This is a genomic window from Arthrobacter antibioticus (assembly GCF_030063205.1).
Taxonomy (GTDB): domain Bacteria; phylum Actinomycetota; class Actinomycetes; order Actinomycetales; family Micrococcaceae; genus Specibacter.
Window position 1 is genome coordinate 1 of the sequence record NZ_JASISQ010000005.1, and the last position, 19,347, is coordinate 19,347.

Sequence of the window (19,347 nt, forward strand, 5' to 3'; positions counted from 1 at the left end):
GATAAAGCCACCCGGCGCCGGGTGGCTTTATCCGCAAACGGCGGCTTTTTACGGACCATCGTTACGTCTCAGGAAGCGTAGCTACCCACGAGGCGAACAGCGCCGCCATTGACACCCTTGGCGCCCTGAGTGTAATCAGAGCCAGTTTTATCTGAATTGGAAGACTCCGTGGTGACGGTTCCCATGACCCATGACGGCAAGCCACGAGAATTCAACCGCTCAACTGCTGAGTCTGCGGCGTCGGCTGACACCACTGCCACCATGCCAACACCCAAATTCAGTGTCCGTTCGAGATCGGCCAACGGGACATTGCCCAGCTGTGAAACCAAGTTGAAAATGGCCGGTAGGCTCCACGTGGAACGGTCAACCGTGCCAATCAGGCCCTGCGGAAGGACGCGTGCCAAGTTGGCAGCCAGACCGCCACCGGTGATGTGACTGAAACCGTGCACAGCTTTTTCCTGCGTAACAGGAAGGTACCGGGTCAGATCCAAGCAGTCGGCTGCATACACGCGGGTTGGTTCAAGGAGCTCTTCGCCCAGGGTGCGTCCGAGTTCAGACACCTGACGCTCAAGAGCCCAACCCGCGTGGTTGATAACGCGACGAACAAGCGAGTAGCCGTTGGAATGCAGGCCGGAAGACGCCATACCGATGATGACATCACCCTCGCGTACTCGTTCCGGACCCAGCAGCAAGTCAGCCTCGACGACTCCGGTACAAGCACCCGCGACGTCGTACTCATCCGGGGCAAGCAGGCCTGGGTGTTCAGCAGTCTCGCCACCCACCAGGGCGGTCCCGGCAACCTTGCAGGCAGCAGCAATGCCACGGACAATATCTGCCACGCGCTGGGGAACAACCTTACCGGTGGCAATGTAGTCCGTCATGAACAGCGGCTCGGCACCCACCACAACAATGTCATCGACAACCATACCCACCAGGTCAAAACCAATGGTGTCGTGGATATCCATGGCCTGGGCGATTGCCACCTTGGTACCCACACCGTCAGTGGATGTTGCCAAATACGGCTTCTTGTAGCTGAGCAGTTTGGAAGCATCAAACAAACCGGCAAAGCCGCCGAAGCCGCCAACAACGTTTGGGCCGTGGGTAGCCTTAACGGCCTCCTTCATCAGCTCAACTGCGAGGTCACCGGCTTCGGTGTCAACGCCGGCACTGGCATAAGTGATTGCCGCAGCGGAATCGTGGGAGGCGTTGGTCATGGCGTCTCTTTTCGTGGAATTTCTTAGGAACCGTTGGATACGGCGCGGTCTTGCTCGGACAGGATGGATTCCATTTCCGAATCGGGGCCGGGGTCGCATCCGGTGGAGGGGGTGGAATTGCCGGCTGCTGTACGTTCAAGCAAATTTTTGCCTAGGCTGTCGCTGCTGGGAAGTTCAATGGGGTACGTGCCGGTGAAGCAGGCCGTGCATAAGCGTTCGCGCGGCTGCTGCGTGGCGTTGATCATGCCGTCCTCGGAGATGTACTCCAGGGAATTGGCGCCAATTGATTTGGCGATCTCATCTATTGCGGCGCCGTTGGCGATCAGCTCAGCGCGTGAAGCAAAGTCAATCCCGTAGAAGCATGGCCAGCGTACTGGGGGGGAAGAAATCTTGACATGGATTTCTGCTGCGCCGGCTTCCTTAAGCATGCGGACAACGGCTCGCTGAGTGTTGCCACGGACAATGGAATCATCCACAACAATGATGCGTTTGCCGCGGATTACCGATTCAAGGGCGCTGAGTTTGAGCCTAATCCCGAGTTTGCGCAAGGTTTCGCTGGGCTGGATGAAAGTACGGCCAACATAGGCATTTTTGACGAATCCGTGAGCGAAAGGGATGCCCGATTCCTCGGCATAGCCAATTGCCGCTGGGGTGCCTGACTCCGGTACGGGAATGACAAGATCGGCCTCTGCGTGGTTTTCACGTGCAAGTTGACGTCCCATTTCAACGCGGGATTCGTAGACTGAGCGGCCAGCAATGGTGGCGTCCGGGCGGGCCAGGTAAACGTATTCAAAGACGCAACCGGCCGGTGTTGCCGGGGCAAACCGCTGTGCGCGGACACCGTCTTCATCGATAGCAATGAATTCGCCGGGTTCAATTTCACGGATGAAAGTAGCGCCGATGGTGCTTAGCGCTGCGCCTTCAGAGGCAACAACCCAGCCACTGTCCAGGCGGCCAAGTACCAGCGGGCGCACACCATGGGGGTCGCGTGCTGCGTATAGCGTATGTTCGTCCATGAAGACGAAACTAAAGGCACCATGGATTTTGGGTAGCAACTCCATGGCTGTGTCTTCCAGGGAGCGGCCCTCATCGCCTTGCAGCAAGGTGGTAACAAGAGCAGTGTCTGTGGTGTTGCCTTGGGCCATTTCCCCAGAGGTTGGGACACCGTACTTGGCAATGACCATCTCATGCAGTTCCGCTGAGTTGGTGAGATTGCCGTTGTGCGCCAGCGCGACTGTGCCGCTGCCTGTTGCGCCCAGAGTGGGTTGGGCATTGGCCCAGTTGGCGGCTCCCGTTGTGGAATACCGACAGTGGCCCACGGCCATGTGCCCGGTCAGGGTATTCAGCGTGGATTCATCAAAGACTTGGGATACCAGACCCATGTCCTTGTACACACTGATCCGCTTGCCATCGCTTGTAGCGATACCAGCAGATTCCTGACCGCGGTGCTGTAGTGAATACAGTCCGTAATAGGTTAGTTTTGCAACCTCTTCACCGGGTGCCCAGATGCCCAGAACGCCGCAAGCGTCCTGAGGTCCCTTTTCGCCGGGTAAAAGATCATGGGATAATTTTCCGTCTCCGCGTGCCACCTGAGAATTATCTCATGTAAAGGCCCGGGCCGTAACCGGGGGGAGTGGACTGAGCGAAAATGATCCACAGCGAGGCTGTTGGGCCACCTTGGGTTCGAAGCTATTGTCCTAGCTGTGTGTGGCTTTCATGGCTGCCTCTACGCCCATGAAAAGCGGTGAGTGCTCGTGGCGATATTCCGGGGATACAAGGTGCGTTCTTCATATTTCCGAGTGGGATCCGTGGCCTGATTCTAGTTATGGATGGTGATGGCGGTCACTTTGTAAGGACTGCTAACATACAACCAGCGCGTTAATGATGACGACTCGAATGGAGGACTTGAACGGTGGCGGTTTTCCCTTTGGCCCATACAACGGTGGACACAGTCCCTGCATTGCTGGAGCTCCTTTCCCAGAAGGGGTTTACCTTGGCTCCCCATGTTGCATCGGCCTTGTTCACGGATTTGTCCTCCGACATTGACGCGGTGCTTGAAGTGGCAGGATTCCTCACCCCTTCCCAACTCTCGGGGCACTGCGCGCTCCCTGACCCTTTGCCTTTGCTGCCGGGTCTTCTGGCACGTGTAGGAGCCGTCGGTGGAGAACTCGACGCCGAAGAGCGAGCTGGTCTGCTGGCTGCAGCAATCTGCGTTGAGGATCGGACCGAAGTACTGCTGGAGCAACAGCAGGTCACCATGAACGAACTCATAGCCACCCGTTTGGGCACCCACCTGCTCTTCGTAGCAGGACACTTTTCCTTTGTTGATCCACGCATGCGCGTATGGGTCCACGGGTCAGCTACATTGGCTGAGCGGACAACGGAACATGTTCAAATGCAGCGCGCCTATACCGCCCTGGGTGACACGGATAAGGCCACTTGGCACGAGTCCTTGGCAACCCTTGAGGGTGATAACTTGCTTGTCCCGGCTCTGCTTAGGCTCTCACGCAAAGCGAATGCTGCCGACAACGCCGTCTGGGCACATGCCATTGCTCGCGAAGCTTCCAGCCATGCTCTTGGTGCAGAATTTTTTGAATCGCAGCTGTGTGCTGGCGTGGCCGCACTCAACCTTGGGTTAGTGGAAGATGCAGCCAATTGGCTTGGCGGGGCAATGTCTTCCCCGGATGTGTTGGTGGCTGCACGGGCGCTGCCGCCGTTTGTTCATGCCGAGTCACTCCTGGCAGGAGAGGTACCTATTGTGGCTCTGGCCCGCCATAGTGATTCCTTTCTCAAAAGAGCAGAGGCGCTGGAAGCCGCGGACTCCGCCACGGTTGCCCGCCAAGTTGCCAAGGCCACGGGTCTGGCAGCTGGCCTGTGTGCGGCACGGGGCACGCATGAAGAAGCCGCACGGCTACTCGATGAGGCAGAACGGCTTGCGGAAGAACATAACGTTGACGGGTTGCCGCTATGCGCAGCGCGACTCTGGTGTGCCACCTTCGGAGGTCCCGCCGTCGAGCCTGAATATGCCTGCCGGTGTCGCCAATGCCTGGATGGGTTGCCTGATTTTTCGGATGCACGCGTTGTTATGGACGCGTTAACGCTTGGACTTGATGATGATGCCTACGCCGGTCTGCGCTTACTACACGACGGTCCAGAATCCGGACGGTCTGTGAGCGGTGGCAACCGAGGCAGTGAGGTCCGGTGGGCGCCAACTCCATTGGGATTGGCATACGGGGCAGTAGTCGCAGCACTACTTCAGCTTTGGCTCGGCGATGTTTCCAGAGCGGCCGCCGAACTGGGACGAGCAGCAGTTTCGGTGCCCGTGGGTCTGCCTTTCTTTGGCCTGGGCGTCATTGTAGCCCGCCGCCTTGACGTGCTGACAACAGGCGAGGTGGGTACCTTGGCGCACGCCATGGAAGCAAGCTATCCAGCCGCCAGCTCAGCATTCATCCGCACCGGAGACCTCATGGACAGGACGTTGAGCGCTTACCTGGATGGCCGGGTCGAAGAAGCCTCCACGTTGGGCAGGCTGGCAGCGCAGCGGGCGTTGCGGGGCGCAGCGTCGCCACTGTATGTCCCCGGCTTTGATGAGATGGCACCGCGGGGAAGTGCCACCGCTGATGAGCAGGGGCAAACGCACAATGGTGGAGTTGCCCCCGGACCACGAATGCCGTCAGGGCACCGTCGAGCAAGCTCCGCCCGCGTGGCCCTTTGTTCCACCGATAACTCCCGGTTTGCCAAGGATTATGAGTATGCCGAGGGTGTTAGCGTGATGTTGCGCTCGCATTACGAACGAGCCCGCACCGAGTTCGTTATTGGTCGGGCATGCCTGTTGCACAGCACTGTTGCCATGGCCCGGGAACATCTTGTTGTGGCCGCTGACCTCTTCCGGGAAGTGGGTGCCATGGCGTGGCTGCGTTGCGTGGAAAATACGCTAAGCAGTCTGCCACCGCCTGATGGTCACCTCGCTGCCCGTGTAATGGGGCCGGGGGTAGCTACTGAAAAGGAAACCAGTGATGAGGACGCTGGGCCGCGGAAAGCGATGAGCTCCACGACGGCGCAGGATCAGCCCCGTGGGCGGCCGGGGAACGTTGCGGCACCCGCCAAAGCCTTGAAAGAGTACGACGACGGTCCTCTGCAACGCTGTCGGCAAGAGTGGGGCGAGGTGTTGACTGAGCGGGAGCTCGAGGTGGCCATGCTCGTTGTTGACGGTGCCCCAAACCGGCAGGTAGCGGCACAGCTACATGTTTCTGTGCGCACGGTAGAGGTCCACTTGGGCCATGTCTTCACCAAACTCGATGTGCGTTCGCGGGTGGAGTTAAGCGTGTTGGCGCACCGCATGGGTAGCGAATGGCACCAGGTCGATACGTAGTCGCACCTATGCGTGGTTGTGCTGATGTGCGGTGACCCTAGCCATGGATAACCTTGGGCCAGCAAGCGTAGGAGCTTACTTCCTGCGCTGCAGCGGTCTCATTCGCACAGCAGAACAGGAAATCCATGCAGACACCAACATTGCCGGGATGGCGGCATCGTAGTGCCGCCATCGTGACGGGGTTCGCCCTTGTTGCCTCGATCGGCATAACGACGCAGATGGCTCACGCCGCACCGTCTCAAACATCGACCACAAAGGCGTGCGCCCCCGCCTGGGCTCCGTCCAGCGTTTATACGGGGAGCACGGTTGTTTCCCATCAGAACGTGAACTACTCCGCCAAGTGGTGGACTCAAAACAACGTGCCGGGCGCTGATCCATGGGGGCCGTGGACCAGTCAAGGGGCATGCGGGGCGGGGACGGATCCGACGCCGACTCCCACTGCCACCTCAACCTCCACTCCCACTGCGGTTCCGACCGCAACGCCGACCGCAACACCAACGGCTACCCCAACGGCTACCCCAACCCCGACAACGCCGCCCACTGACGCTCCTGGAACTCCATGGACGTCTAACCCGGATGAGAAATGCCGGCCCGACGGCCTGTACCAGACCCCCGGTGTTGATGTTCCCTATTGCTCCGTATATGACGAAACGGGCAGGGAACTTCTTCCTAATGGTCTGGAACAGCGCGTGATCGGCTATTTCACCAGCTGGCGCACCGGTGAGAACGGCGCCCCGCGCTACCTCGCCAGTGATATCCCGTGGAAGAAACTCAGCCACATCAACTACGCTTTTGCCCACATTGACGGCAACAATAAAGTTTCCGTCGGTGCAGAGGCGCCCGGTAATGCGGCCACTGACCTGACCTGGCCCGGCGTTGCTGGGGCCGAGCTGGACCCGACGTTGCCCTACAAGGGGCACTTGAACCTGCTGAAGAAGTTCAAGAAGGAAAACCCTGGAGTGAAGACTCTTGTTTCGGTTGGTGGTTGGGCGGAGACCGGTGGTTACTTCGCTGCTGATGGCACTCGTGTGGGGGATGGCGGCTTCTATACGTTGACAGAATCCCAGGCCAAGATCGATACCTTCTCCGATTCAGCCGTGGAATTTATCCGTAAGTATGGCTTTAGCGGTGTTGATATCGATTACGAATACGCCACCAGCAACTCTAAGGCGGGTAACCCGGATGACTTCGCCATCTCTGAGCCTCGCCGTGCCGTGCTCTTTGAGAACTACATGAAACTGATGAAGACCCTGCGCGAAAAACTGGACAAAGCCAGTGTTGCTGATGGCACGTACTACCAGCTCACAGTTGCCGCTCCAGCATCGGGCTGGCTACTGCGTGGCATGGAAGCGCATCAGGTGGTCAAATACCTGGACTTCGTTAACATGATGAGTTATGACTTGCACGGTGCATGGAATAACTACGTAGGCGGCAACGCAGCGCTCTTCGACGATGGAAAGGACCCGGAACTCGCAGCTGGAGGCGTGTACAACGCCTACAAGGGGGTTGGCTACTTGAACTCTGACTGGGCGTACCACTACTTCCGTGGCGCAATGCCGGCCGGTCGCATCAACCTGGGCGTACCGTTCTACACTCGCGGCTGGACAAACGTAAAGGGCGGAACCAATGGCCTTTACGGTAGCTCCGTGCTGGCCGACCAGAACAAGTGTGCTCCCGGAACCGGCCCTAAAGCCGGTGGAAACTCCAAATGTGGTGACGGTGCCGGCGGCATCGACAACCTGTGGCATGACAGCGACCCAATGGGCGGCGAATTGGCCGCAGGGGCTAACCCAATATGGCATGTGCTGAACCTGCAAAAGGGTGTTGTAGGCGACTACGCTGCTTCATATGGTTCACCAACGGGTGCGCTTAAGGGCACCTATACACGCCATTTTGATAACGTCACCAAAAACGAGTGGTGGTGGAATGACACCACCAAGACGTTCCTTACCGGAGACGCCGACCAAGCCATCCAAGCCAAGGCCGACTATGTGGCAGACAAAGGTCTTGGCGGGGTCATGATTTGGGAGCTTGCAGGCGACTACGAGTACAACGCCAGCAAAGGCCAGTATGAGATGGGGTCCACGCTCGTGAACAAGATCCACTCCACCTTGTCAAATTCCAAGCCCTACGGCGCAACCAAGGCAAACGTGAAAATGCCCACCAAGGCCATTGATCTTGGTGTTGAACTGAAGAACTTCGCCTTGGGTGACAATAACTACCCCATCAACCCGGAAGTGCACTTCACAAACAACTCCAAAACCGCCATTCCGGCCGGAGCAACAATCACGTTCGACAGTGCAACAAGCGACACCGGTGAGATGAAAGAACAAAGTGGGTGGTCCATCACCAAGGTATTCAGCGACCACTCCGGCAACAATGTTGGAGGGCTTAAAGGCGATTTCCACACCTACACGATCAAGGTACCATCCGGAGGTATTGCGGCTGGCGCAACTGTCAGCACCAAGCTGGCATGGACGCTTCCCACTGCCATGATCTCCAACTTCCGGGTCAGCATTGGTTCGGAAACGTACGCCATCTTGGCTGACTACCCTCGTGGCGTCAGTGTTGTGGAGCCTTCTGCAGGCACCGGCGGCGGTAACGGCGCGGGACCGGTTGAAAGCTGCAACGGAGCCGGTGCCTGGTCCGCTGCTGCCGTTTACACCGGCGGGGACGTTGTTAGCCACGGCGGTTCCAGTTACAAGGCCAAGTGGTGGAACCAGGGCGAAGTCCCGGGTTCCGGCGCGGCCAACGCCTGGGGTTCTCCTATCCTGTGCGGTAAGTGAGCCGAGCTCCGCGGGCTGGAGCGTAAGTAGCAACGTAATTAAGGCGATACAAGCAACATGAAGTGGCGGGGTTCTTTGGAATCCCGCCACTTTTGCGTTTATTACGTGATGGTGCAGGCAAACACGGACCCGAGCTGAAACGGATATGAGGGTTCCAGAAACCAACACTCACAAGAACCTAGGTATCAATACCTAGGTGACTATCAGCTGGGGAAAGTATGTGGAAGATGCTGATGTGACTTGGGCCACGGAAGAATAGCGTTGTTCCCGGACGACGGTGCGATCAGCGCACCTCACTGTTCAAGGGATTACGAATGTCAGAAAAAATCAATCGGCGCAAGCGCCTCACGAAGGTGTGGGCTGCTGTGGCTGCGGGCACCATGGTTGCTGGATTGGCAGGTGGTGTGGGTGCCCTCGGGGCAAATGCCGCACCTGTCGACACAGGTGCAGATGCTCCGCTCACCTCAACTGTCAACGGTTACCGCAATGTTGGATATTTTGCGCAGTGGGGAGTGTACGGGCGTGCGTTCCAAGCAAAGCAGCTCGACGTTTCCGGAACTGCGAAAGATCTCACCCACATCAACTACTCCTTCGGTAACATCAACAACCAGTCATTGACCTGTTTCATGGCAAATAAGGCGCAGGGGACTGGTCCCAACGGTTCCGACGGTGCAGGCGATGCTTGGGCCGACTTTGGTATGGGCTACGCGGCAGATAAGTCTGTCTCTGGCAAGGCCGATACCTGGGACCAGCCGTTGGCAGGTTCTTTCAATCAGCTCAAACAGCTCAAAGCCAAGAACCCGAAGCTGAAGGTCATGATCTCCCTGGGTGGCTGGACCTGGTCCAAGAACTTCTCGAAGGCAGCAGCCACCGAGCAGTCCCGCCAGAAACTGGTCTCTAGCTGTATTGATCTGTACATCAAGGGCAACCTGCCAAACTTCGAAGGACGTGGCGGCCCTGGTGCGGCTGCGGGGATCTTTGATGGCATTGATATTGACTGGGAATGGCCGGGTACCAACTCCGGTCTAGAAGGCAACGGTGTAGACACAGTCAATGACCGTGCAAACTTCAAGGCCCTGCTGGCCGAGTTCCGTAAGCAACTCGACGCGTACGGCACCACAAATGGCAAGAAGTATGTCCTGAGTGCCTTCCTGCCGGCCAACCCCGAGGATATTGATGCAGGCGGCTGGAATGATCCGGCCAACTTCAAGTCCTTGGACTTTGGCAATATCCAGGGCTATGACCTGCATGGTGCGTGGAACCCCACGCTCACCGGTCACCAGGCCAACCTCTACGACGACCCCGCGGATCCTCGTGAGCCGAACAAAAAATTCAGTGCCGACAAGGCAGTGAAGAAGTACCTTGAAGCTGGCATTGATCCCAAGCAGCTGGGCCTGGGCTTGGCAGCGTACGGCCGCGGCTGGACCGGGGCCACGAGTGTTGCCCCATGGGGTCCGGCCACCGATGGCGCTCCGGGCACGTACGAAAAGGCAAATGAGGATTACGACAAGCTAAAGACACTTGGTACGGATCACTACGACGCCGCAACCGGCTCTGCGTGGCGCTATGACGGCACACAGTGGTGGAGCTATGACAACATTGCCACCACTAAACAAAAAACTGACTACATTGTCAGTAAGGGTCTTGGTGGCGGAATGTGGTGGGAGCTCTCAGGTGACCGCAATGGTGAACTGATTGGCGCCATGTCTGATAAGTTCCGGGCAGCAGCACCGGGGCCGGTCACCGAGACAGCCCCTCCAGGCACCACCGGTCCCACGCCCACTCCGAGCGCAACGCCTACTCCGAGTCCCACTGATCCTCCCGTTCCGGGGGAATGTACAGCAACGCCTTGGTCCGCATCCGCTGTGTATAACGGTGGTGAGAAGGTCAGCCATAAGGGAGTTGAGTACAAAGCCAAGTGGTGGACACAAGGTGGTGTACCGGGTGCCGACGGTGCGTGGCAGAAGGTAGCCAATTGCGCAGGAGTCCCCACAGACCCGACGCCCACGCCGACACCCACCCCGACCACCGCTCCGACGGTTGCCCCCACAACACCGCCAGCAAATTCGAACTGTGGCCAGGTGTGGAACGCAACTGCGACCTATGTTGGCGGTACCAAGGTTTCCCTTGACGGCTCCAGCTACAAGGCAAAGTGGTGGACGGTTGGTGAGAAGCCCGGTACTTCACAGTGGGGTGCCTGGGAAAATGTAGGGGCCTGTAAATAAGGGCAAGTTCCCTTCACGTATAAAAGCTCGGGTTCTCAAAATCCTGAGTTCACACAGGAAAGTCCCGTCCAGCCGATCTCCACGGCTTGGCGGGACTTTCCTGCATTGCAGCAGGACTACGCGATCTCGGCCTCGGCGTTACTGTCATCATCGGGCAACGATTCCACGACCAAGGTGCTTGCCCGGCGCCTGCCTTGACGGTCAAGGACAAGAGCCACGATGGCCCCCAATCCGGCACCCGGCAGCACCATGAGCACGGCAAACAGACCAAAGACGCTGGAAGCTGCGAACTCTCCATCTGCTGGCAGTGAGAACGTGAAAATTGCGGCAGTTACAACACCGGCCAAGGCTCCTGCTATCAGGAACGGGACATACTTGGGGGCCCGGCGCACAGTGAGCTTGCGCGGCTCCCCTGCGGTGGTTTCAGGGTGAGAGGTCATGAATCAAGGGTACCGCCCCAACATGAGAGCAGTTTAAGCGTGTGGGAAGGGTTCGCTAAAAGGGTAGTTCTGCAGATAAGTCCGCACGCAAGCCTGAGGCTGCCACCAGTCCGCGGCCGACGGCGTCAGCCCAGCTGGTTCCGCCGCTCACCAGCGCCAGCCAGGTTCCGGCGTCGCACTCCACCACATTTGGCGGGGTGCCACGGGTGTGCCTGGGCCCGGCGATGCATTGGGTGACGCCAAAGGGAGGTACCCGCACCTCGACCGAGTTGCCCGGCGCGCGAGCGGCCAATTCCTCTAAGGTGTAGCGCACTGCCATGGCCGTGACGGGGCGCGAACTCTCCCCGTGGAGCCAGGCTGACAGTGCCGCCTGGCCCTCGAGAATGACTATGCGACGCCGTGCACTCATGTGTGATTCTCCCTGAGTTAATTTTTTTTTGATGCTCGACGGCGGTGGCCCAGGCTGGTCCATCTGACCCGGTATGCGAGCGGGGTAGTTAATCCTGAAGGGTTAATCCAGAAGGGCCAAGACTGCTTGACCCAAGCGCAGGCTCCCGGCCGGGCCGTCTCCACCCATGACGGGAGGGACAACTTTTGCCAGGACGGTAGCCGCAGCAGGGATGTCGATGGCACCTGTTGCCGCCAGCAATGTCAGCCCTACAAGAGTTGCGGCCCGGCCATTGCCGTCAAGAATTTTTACTGCCACGCTGGCACCTGTGGGTGTGGCCATGGCCAGAACGCCCTCGGCACCCAGTTTGGCCAGAATACCCAGATCTTCCATAACCACGGTATTGGGCTTGCCATGACCTTGCACTGCCCATGGATAATCAAGCATTGAGGTGGCGATCGTGGCGGCGCGAGCATTGGCATTTTTATCCGATGGCGCCTTCGCAAGTGTGCTGAAGGCGCGGGCCAAACCTGTGAGCGTCACCGCCATGACGGGTGCCCCGCAACCGTCAACGCCTGTGTGGAGCACTGGTTCTTGGGTATATTCCTCCAGAACTGTTCGCACGGCCCTCTGCATTGGGTGGTTGGGTTCCAAGTATCCGGAAAGGTCCCACCCGTTTTCAACACAGGCCCAAAGAAAAGCTGCGTGTTTACCTGAGCAGTTCATGGCCAGCTTGGACTTGGCCCGATCCGTACGCACCATCCAGGCTCGGGCGGCTCCGTCAGAGGGCCAGTCTGAGGGGCAGCGCAAATGGTTTTCGCTGAGTCCGGCGTTCTTGAGCATCCCGGACACCACATCCATGTGATCAAGGGAGCCGGTGTGACTGCCGGCTGCGATAGCTACCTGGACACCTCGCAGCGGCACTCCTGCCTGCATCGCGGCAAGAGCTTGAAATGGTTTGGTGGCCGAGCGCGGATAGATGGGAGCTGCAATATTGCCTAGCGCCGTTACAACCGAACCGTCTGCTGCTACAACAACGGCGGAGCCAACGTGAGCAGATTCAACAAAACCACTGCGTTCCAGGACGGCGAGTTCAACGGCGTCGTGCGCCCTGAAGGTATGGATCATGGTGTCATCTTAGCGAGTGTTGGAAGCTAATACTTGTTAGTAAGGGGTGGCAAGTCCGGCAGATTCTTTAATTACCAGGGGTACCTCACCGGCAGGTTTATCGGCGCTCGCGGCTATGGATACGGCGTCGAGTTTCTCGGCAGCAACGAAGATGGTCAGGGTTCCAGTGCGGCCATCGGGGACGATCTTGTGAATGGCTGCGCCCTGACCCTCAGGGAGTTTTGCTTGCCAGGCCGAGACTGCCTGCAGGGCAGCCTCAAGTTGGGCGGCGTCAATGCTGACGATTTTTGGAACTGCACCGGCTTCTTTCACAATTTCTGCTGCAGACTCTGTGGTGACGGCAATATGAAGTTTGTTCTCCTCGATCCAGGAATCCGAGTAAGCAGCACCCAGTTTGGTGCGCAAGGTGTCGTTGAGTAGCAGCAAGGCGCTGGAATTGGTGCTGGCGGTTGATTCTGCGGACGGTGCTTTTTCAGGGCCATCTACTGGTCCACATGCGCTCATAACGAGACCTCCTGTCAAGGTGGCAACCAAGACCACTGCTGCCATTTTTCTGTTAGTCATTGGTGCCTCCTGGGCTTCTTGAAATTGTGCCGCTGGTGGGGGCCCGCTGTTTGAGCAGCGGGGATAAAACGGTGGGTATAAAGCAGTGGGTCCCATTCATTGTTGAATGGGACCCACTGCTTATGGTGTTGCAGCAAACTTTTTACAGTTTAGCGCTTTTCGCTGCTAGTTCATTGAGTTGCGGCGGCGGAAGAGCAAGAACGCAATTCCACCGATCATGAGTACTCCACCGGCTGCCCCGAGGAGCATGACCGGGTTGGATACACCTGTGTTGGCCAGATCGTTCTCGTTAGGTGCGGGTGCAGGTGTTGCTGACGGTGCCGGGTCTGTGGTGGGTGCCGGTACAACCGGTGCAGGCTCCGTGGTGGGGGCCGGTGCCGGAGCTTCGGAAACACTGAATGCGGAAGTCCCTGGCAATGAGTCGATGCCATCAACGCTCTGCACTACAGAGACGCTGTATTGGCCGGTTCTGAGCTTCTCACCCAGCGATACGCTCCAAGTGGTGCCGGATACGGTGGCCTTCAGCTGCACGCCGTTGATATCCACAGAAACCGTTGCACCTGCAATGTTGGTGCCGGAGAGAACCGACGGACCTTGATCGTAGGCGAACTTCTGGCCGTCAGTAGGCGAGGTTACTGCTGGGGCCGCCGGGAGTACGTTGAACTTGTTTGTGACAGTCTTGGAATCGTTCCAGTTGTCCAGAGTTTGCTTGGCGGTGACCGCGTAGTTGCCAACTTTCAGGGCAGGGGAAACGGTGAAGGACCAAGTGCCGTCTGTACCAACTTCAGCGTTGCCGCTAACGTCGCCGGTCAGCTCGATGGTTGCTCCAGCCTTACCCGTGCCTGTGATGGTAGTAACCGGAGCAGCGACTTTACTGTCCTGTGCAGGTGCCGTGATTGCCGGAACGGCAAGGGTCTCCTTGATGACCTCAATGGAAGCCTCGGTGGTCTCTGACGTGCTGTAACCATTCTTGGTTGCGGCAGTCACCGTGAAGGTGCCGAACTTGTTGGGAGCTGCTGCAGTCCACTTACCTTCGCTGTCAACGGCAACTTCGGTAGTTGTACCGTCAATTTTGACAGCAACTTTGGTACCAGCAGGGGCGCCAGCAACGGAGCCGGTGATGGCACCCTTGCGGTAAACGGGCGCCGTGGTGGTGACCTTGGGTGCGTTCAGGAAGATCTTCACTGTGTAGCCGTCAGTTGCGGCCAGGGCGTCCTTGATGCTGACGCCGTAAACGACCTTACCGTCTTTGCTACCGGCGCTGATCATGCCCACTGCCGTCGTATCGGAAATGATGGCTCCACCGGAGTCGCCCGGTGCGGACTCGAGGTCTGCTGAGGAGAAACCGCGGACGGCGCGGACGTCGTCCGCTTCACCGCTGCCGCCGCCAACGAGGAAGATTGCCTTTGCCTCGACGGTTCCGCAGCTCCAGCCTGTGGTGCGGCCCGATTTGCAAATTTTGGTACCGGGGATGGCCTCGGAAACGCCTGTTACCTTCGGGCCGGAGGCCTTGGGGTCAGCGGGAGTTGTCCAGTCGGTGACCTTGGCCAGCTGGTTCAGGTCGGTGTCGATGCCGTCGATGACCGCAATATCCGTGCCGATGTTCCCCGGATTGGGAGTGTCAACGTTTGTTGCGCGCGAGTTGCCAGGTCCGCCGAACTGTGAAAAGCCAAAAGTTCCCAGAGGACCGGTGGTTATAAATCCGGGACCGCCCGCCGTTACTTCCTCTTCCGAGTCGGTAAGCTCCGTCTTGGTGGCGGCACCATCGTTCGCGCAGTGGCCGGCCGTGATGACAGCAGGCTTGCCTGCCGCATTAAAACCGTTCCAGCCAATCGAGCAGGTGTAGTTGTTGTTGTCAAGGGTATAGCCCTGGCCGTTTGTGACGTCCGTAGCGAAGGCGGCTGCCGGGCCAGCAACGTTTTCACGGTCAATCGTGACATTCCCGCCGACAGTGGCCTTGAACTCCTCGTCCGTCTGCTTGGTCTCGGGGGCGGCGGAGCGGCTTTGGGCGCTGGAAGTTGCTGGGGCGGCCGCAGCTGGCTCACCGGTGCGGATGGTGAAGTTGCCCGCGGCGTCAACCGTGACCGCCTCAAGTTTCTGGACGCCATACTCGGCCACATATGCGGCGAATAGCGATTCAACGTCGGTTGCAGCCGAGGACTGGACCTCTGCCGTGATCGGGGCCGGTGCCAGCGCGGTTGAGGGTGCTGCATAGGCGGCGCTCGCCGTCAGTGAGCTGCCAATCAAAATCGCGGCTGCGGCGCAGGCCGCACCGCCGCGGCTGAAAAAGGCGCGTTTGGATGCTTGCATGTAGAGGTTCCCCCTGAAGGAATTAAAAGGTGTTCGGTGATGATGCCAAAGTCACCGGGCCTGATGTGGGCGAGAAAGCGCCCGTGCCTGGTGCGTGTAAAAAAGTAGGCAGTCCAAAAATAAAGCTATCAAGTGGAATAAGGCGATGCAACACGTGAGTGATAGTTTCGACACATTTTGACTCGCATCCCAGCTTTGGCGCGGATGGCAGAACTCTCCATTGACGCTCTCGCGTAAGTGTGCATAGACCTCGTGATGCCACATAACGCTGCTGCGAGCAACTCGGAGACGACCCGGTAGATAAGCCCGTTGGTAACTGTGCCCCGCTGGACCAGCGTCATTTTGCGGCCTCAACGCTGAAGCCAAGTACCCTAGGATCGTGAAGGTTTTAGTCATTGGCCCCGGAGGCCGCGAACACGCCATTGTCCGCTCGTTGCTCAGCGACCCCAACGTCAGCGAGGTCCATGCTGCACCAGGCAACGCCGGGATTGCTGCAATAGTTCCTACCCATCAGCTCGACACCTGCGATCCCGTCGCGGTTGCCGCTCTTGCTGTCAGGCTTGGAAGTGATTTGGTTGTTGTGGGGCCCGAGGCTCCGCTGGCTGCCGGAGTGGCCGATGCGGTGCGGGAAGCCGGAATTCCCGTATTTGGTCCCAGCAAGGAAGCGGCGCAGCTAGAAGCGTCCAAGGCTTTTGCAAAAAAGGTGATGGCAGAAGCTCAGGTGCCTACGGCAATGGCAATGGTTGCCGTCAACGCGGCGGAGGCAGCTGATGCCCTCGATACCTTTGGCGCCCCGTATGTGGTCAAAGATGATGGATTGGCCGCAGGTAAGGGCGTTGTTGTCACCAATGATCGCGCCGAGGCCCTGGCTCATGCGAAGTCCTGCTTCACCGTGGGTGGAACGGTTGTCATTGAGGAATTTCTTGATGGTCCGGAGGTTTCCCTCTTTGTTCTTGCCGACGGACGCAGCGTAGTCCCGCTGGCTCCGGCCCAGGACTTCAAACGTATTTTTGACGGTGATGAGGGCCCGAACACCGGAGGTATGGGTGCTTACTCTCCGCTTGAGTGGGCGCCGGCAGGTCTTGTGCAGGAAGTTATTGACCGCGTGGCCCAGCCAACTATCGACGCCATGGCCCACCGAGGGACACCTTTCACGGGTGTTTTGTACTGCGGCTTGGCGCTGACCAGTCGGGGAACCCGCGTTATCGAATTTAACGCCCGCTTTGGCGACCCTGAGACGCAGGCAGTGTTAGCCCGTTTAAAAACACCGCTCGGCGGGGTGCTGATGGCTGCTGCTAGGGGTCAGTTAGATGAGATCGAAGAACTGCGCTGGGCACCAGAGACCGCCGTCGCCGTGGTACTTGCCAGCGAAAACTATCCAGAGAACCCCCGCACAGGTGAGAAGATCCGCGGCTTGAAGAAGGCAAACAGGCTCGACGGCGTCCATGTTCTGCATGCGGGTACCGGTACTGACCAGGAGGAGAACACTGTCAGCACTGGCGGTCGCGTACTGGCAGTTGTTGGATTGGGCGTTGACCTGCAGGATGCTCGGGAGCGAGCGTATGCCGGCATAGAGCAGATATCCCTCGAAGGCGGACAGTATCGCACAGACATTGCGGCGAAGGCTGCCCGTGGCGAAATCACCGTGGCGGACCCCGCCACTCATGGATAAGGACCAAGGCGCACCATGAATTCAGCAATCCCGGCAGCACCACTTCTAGCTGGTTGGACACACGTATACTCGGGCAAAGTCCGTGAGCTGTATGTGCCAGCAGCGGGCCCCGAGCAGGACTCTGCTGGAGACTCTGTTAGCACTCCGTTCGCAGGTCGTGACGACGTTGTTCTAGTGGTCGCTAGCGATCGAATCAGCGCATTCGATCATATCTTAGCCACCGAAATCCCCGATAAGGGAAGAATTCTGACAGGGCTAAGCCTGTGGTGGTTTGAGCAGCTGAACGTGCCAAACCACCTGCTGGCAACCACTGTTGCCGATGGTGTGCCCGCCGAAGTGGCGGGCCGGGCAATGGTGTGCAAGAAACTTCAAATGTTCCCCATCGAGTGCATTTCCCGCGGCTATCTCACGGGTTCCGGGCTGCTTGAATACCGTGCCTCACAAACGGTCTGCAGCCTGCCACTGCCTGCTGGTCTGCTGGATGGTTCACGGTTGAAAGAAGCCATCTTCACCCCTTCAGCAAAGGCCCAAGTGGGTGAACACGATGAAAACATCACCTTTGAAACCATGGTGGGCACTGTTGGCGCTCCGGCTGCAGAAGCTTTGCGGAAGCTAACTTTGGAAATTTATTCACGTGCAGAGGAAGTGGCCCGGGAACGCGGCATCATCTTAGCTGACACGAAGGTTGAGTTTGGCACCGATCCTGCGACCGGAGTCATCACCTTAGGTGATGAAGTGCTAACACCTGATTCCTCACGTTTCTGGGATGCCGAGCTGTGGGCTCCCGGTCAGGCGCAACCAAGCTTTGACAAACAATACGTGCGTGACTGGCTGGCTAGCCCGGAGTCCGGTTGGGACCGATCCTCAGACACTGAGCCCCCAGCACTCCCGGCAGAGGTTGTGGAGCGTACCCGTGCACGGTACATTGAAGCCTTTGAGCGGTTGACGGGCCGCACTTTTATTTAGCCGCACGCGCGAAGTGGTTTAGGTACGGTCGGTAGCAATCTGGGCCGCATGGTCCCGAGCCACGGCTGCACGATCAAGTGCGCCAGCCCGGACATACCTATCCTGAGCGTCCCGATATGCACCAAGGGCATCTTGGAGACGGCCCGATGCCTGCAAAACATTGCCCAATACCAAAGCGCTGTCCCCGGCAATGTGAGGAGCAAGCTCGGTCTTCTGCGCTTCAATGAGCCCCAAAAGTTCTAAAGCCTGGGGAAAGTCCCCGTTGAGATAATTCCAGCGGGCACGCAAAAGCAAGATTTCTAAGTTTTCAGCCGTCGTGGCACCAACTATTGAGTGCGCCAGCTCGCTGCGTTCAATGGCTTGCAGCGTGGCTGGTTCCACGACTCCTGCTGTTAGCCGCACCCAGGCTGTTGCTTTGTTGAACTGGGCCCAACGAGAAAGATCCACAGAAGGGGAAAGAAGGTGGCTCGCCTTGGCATGATGTTTGAGTCCTGCGCGAGTGTCTTGACGAATGAACGCCACGTTGCCGATGACCCAATGAATTTCTCCCGCTATCTGCGCAGAGGTCTCCTCATTGACAGCTTCGGCAAGAGTTAGGGTATGTGTCCAGGCCTCGTCGAGGCGGCCGGACTCAGCAAGGGCGCCAACAAGTGTCTGTAGCGCCATAAGGTACGCGCTAAACTCTTCGGCACTATCGCCGGAGCCAATTTCAACAGCCTGGGTTGCGTGGATAATCGAGTCCTGCAAAGAACCTGCGTCAAGCATTGCCGCTGCCATGACTTGATGGGCGCGCAGCGAGAGAGCATCGTTTTCCCGGGTGAGGGAGTGGCCTAACAGTGATTGCAGGACTTCGCACGCGCCACTGTAGTCCCCATTTTGACGCAGCGAGTTAGCTGCCAAAAAGGTCATATCCCACCATGTGATTGGGTCTTTGCTGGCGCGTGCAAGGTTTGCGGCGTACTGGGCACTATTTGCCGCACCGACGTAGTCACGGGTGTCCCAACTTTGCCGGGCACTAAGGGAAAGTCTGAGGTATTCGCTTTCTTCCGGGGAGGCGGTTTCTGCCCACTCCGCAACTGTGCAAGGTGTGAGTTGGAGTTGGCGTGCGAGCTGCCGGATGATGTCCGTCGTAGGCTCGCGGCGGGCGCTTTCAAGGAGTGAAATATAGCTCGCTGAATAAAGTTCGCCGCCAAGTTCGCCTTGAGTCAGGCTCCGAGATAAGCGTTCTTGTTTCAGCCGGTCACCAAAACTGCTGCCCACTCTATTGCTCCTTGCTTGGGTT

At 58.3% G+C, this 19,347-nt stretch carries 13 protein-coding genes; 5 read left to right on the forward strand and 8 right to left on the reverse strand.

The annotated features are described in order from the left end of the window. Positions 1-68: 68 nt before the first annotated feature. Together purM and purF are read right to left on the reverse strand one after the other, a co-directional pair. Positions 69-1,214 (reverse strand): phosphoribosylformylglycinamidine cyclo-ligase, encoded by a 1,146-nt coding sequence (gene purM, locus QMG40_RS11545; protein WP_283531211.1) that lies wholly within the window; start codon positions 1,212-1,214, stop codon positions 69-71. A gap of 23 nt (positions 1,215-1,237) precedes the next feature. After that, the gene (gene purF, locus QMG40_RS11550; RefSeq protein WP_283531212.1) at positions 1,238-2,803 is read right to left on the reverse strand and encodes an amidophosphoribosyltransferase; all 1,566 of its coding nucleotides are present in this window, start codon (positions 2,801-2,803) and stop codon (positions 1,238-1,240) included. A 323-nt stretch (positions 2,804-3,126) separates the two neighbouring features. Here purF and QMG40_RS11555 point away from each other — a divergent pair, with 323 nt between their 5' ends. The 3 genes from QMG40_RS11555 to QMG40_RS11565 all read left to right on the forward strand — a co-directional run bounded on the left by QMG40_RS11555 (position 3,127) and on the right by QMG40_RS11565 (position 10,597). After that, positions 3,127-5,586 carry a helix-turn-helix transcriptional regulator gene (locus QMG40_RS11555; protein WP_283531213.1) on the forward strand — a complete coding sequence of 820 codons (2,460 nt, stop codon included), beginning with the start codon at positions 3,127-3,129 and terminating at the stop codon, positions 5,584-5,586. A gap of 125 nt (positions 5,587-5,711) precedes the next feature. Further along, positions 5,712-8,372: a glycosyl hydrolase family 18 protein gene (locus tag QMG40_RS11560; RefSeq protein ID WP_283531214.1), complete on the forward strand. Its 2,661-nt coding sequence runs from the start codon at positions 5,712-5,714 to the stop codon at positions 8,370-8,372. A gap of 314 nt (positions 8,373-8,686) precedes the next feature. Then, positions 8,687-10,597, forward strand: a complete 1,911-nt coding sequence (locus tag QMG40_RS11565; RefSeq protein ID WP_283531215.1) for a glycosyl hydrolase family 18 protein — start codon at positions 8,687-8,689, stop codon at positions 10,595-10,597. A 116-nt stretch (positions 10,598-10,713) separates the two neighbouring features. Here the strand turns inward: QMG40_RS11565 and QMG40_RS11570 are convergent, their stop codons facing one another. The 5 genes from QMG40_RS11570 to QMG40_RS11590 all read right to left on the reverse strand — a co-directional run bounded on the left by QMG40_RS11570 (position 10,714) and on the right by QMG40_RS11590 (position 15,427). Beyond that, entirely contained in the window at positions 10,714-11,037 is a 324-nt protein-coding gene (locus QMG40_RS11570) for a hypothetical protein (RefSeq protein WP_283531216.1), read from the reverse strand. Positions 11,038-11,092: 55 nt separating this feature from the next. Continuing rightward, entirely contained in the window at positions 11,093-11,446 is a 354-nt protein-coding gene (locus QMG40_RS11575; protein WP_283531217.1) for a sterol carrier family protein, read from the reverse strand. Positions 11,447-11,548: 102 nt separating this feature from the next. Continuing rightward, a complete protein-coding gene (locus tag QMG40_RS11580) occupies positions 11,549-12,553 on the reverse strand; it encodes an asparaginase (RefSeq protein WP_283531218.1) in 1,005 nt (334 codons plus the stop codon). A 36-nt stretch (positions 12,554-12,589) separates the two neighbouring features. Continuing rightward, a complete protein-coding gene (locus QMG40_RS11585) occupies positions 12,590-13,117 on the reverse strand; it encodes a hypothetical protein (protein WP_283531219.1) in 528 nt (175 codons plus the stop codon). A 165-nt stretch (positions 13,118-13,282) separates the two neighbouring features. Then, positions 13,283-15,427: an LPXTG cell wall anchor domain-containing protein gene (locus tag QMG40_RS11590; RefSeq protein WP_283531220.1), complete on the reverse strand. Its 2,145-nt coding sequence runs from the start codon at positions 15,425-15,427 to the stop codon at positions 13,283-13,285. A 379-nt stretch (positions 15,428-15,806) separates the two neighbouring features. Here QMG40_RS11590 and purD point away from each other — a divergent pair, with 379 nt between their 5' ends. Continuing rightward, complete coding sequence (purD, locus tag QMG40_RS11595) at positions 15,807-17,099, forward strand: phosphoribosylamine--glycine ligase (protein WP_283531221.1); 1,293 nt, start codon at positions 15,807-15,809, stop codon at positions 17,097-17,099. Between the two features lie 15 nt (positions 17,100-17,114). Continuing rightward, a complete protein-coding gene (locus tag QMG40_RS11600) occupies positions 17,115-18,065 on the forward strand; it encodes a phosphoribosylaminoimidazolesuccinocarboxamide synthase (RefSeq protein WP_283531222.1) in 951 nt (316 codons plus the stop codon). An 18-nt stretch (positions 18,066-18,083) separates the two neighbouring features. On the opposite strand, the gene QMG40_RS11605 is transcribed toward QMG40_RS11600, so the two are convergent. Further along, the gene (locus tag QMG40_RS11605) at positions 18,084-19,325 is read right to left on the reverse strand and encodes a helix-turn-helix domain-containing protein (protein ID WP_283531223.1); all 1,242 of its coding nucleotides are present in this window, start codon (positions 19,323-19,325) and stop codon (positions 18,084-18,086) included. Between the last annotated feature and the right edge of the window lie 22 nt (positions 19,326-19,347).

Excerpts from the sequence above, each read along its gene's own strand:
- purM (WP_283531211.1), bottom strand. The coding sequence starts at position 1,214 with ATGACCAACGCCTCCCACGATTCCGCTGCGGCAATCACTTATGCCAGT.
- QMG40_RS11560 (WP_283531214.1), top strand. The coding sequence starts at position 5,712 with ATGCAGACACCAACATTGCCGGGATGGCGGCATCGTAGTGCCGCCATC.
- QMG40_RS11585 (WP_283531219.1), bottom strand. The coding sequence starts at position 13,117 with ATGACTAACAGAAAAATGGCAGCAGTGGTCTTGGTTGCCACCTTGACA.
- QMG40_RS11590 (WP_283531220.1), bottom strand. The coding sequence starts at position 15,427 with ATGCAAGCATCCAAACGCGCCTTTTTCAGCCGCGGCGGTGCGGCCTGC.
- QMG40_RS11570 (WP_283531216.1), bottom strand. The coding sequence starts at position 11,037 with ATGACCTCTCACCCTGAAACCACCGCAGGGGAGCCGCGCAAGCTCACT.
- QMG40_RS11600 (WP_283531222.1), top strand. The coding sequence starts at position 17,115 with ATGAATTCAGCAATCCCGGCAGCACCACTTCTAGCTGGTTGGACACAC.
- QMG40_RS11565 (WP_283531215.1), top strand. The coding sequence starts at position 8,687 with ATGTCAGAAAAAATCAATCGGCGCAAGCGCCTCACGAAGGTGTGGGCT.
- QMG40_RS11575 (WP_283531217.1), bottom strand. The coding sequence starts at position 11,446 with ATGAGTGCACGGCGTCGCATAGTCATTCTCGAGGGCCAGGCGGCACTG.
- QMG40_RS11580 (WP_283531218.1), bottom strand. The coding sequence starts at position 12,553 with ATGATCCATACCTTCAGGGCGCACGACGCCGTTGAACTCGCCGTCCTG.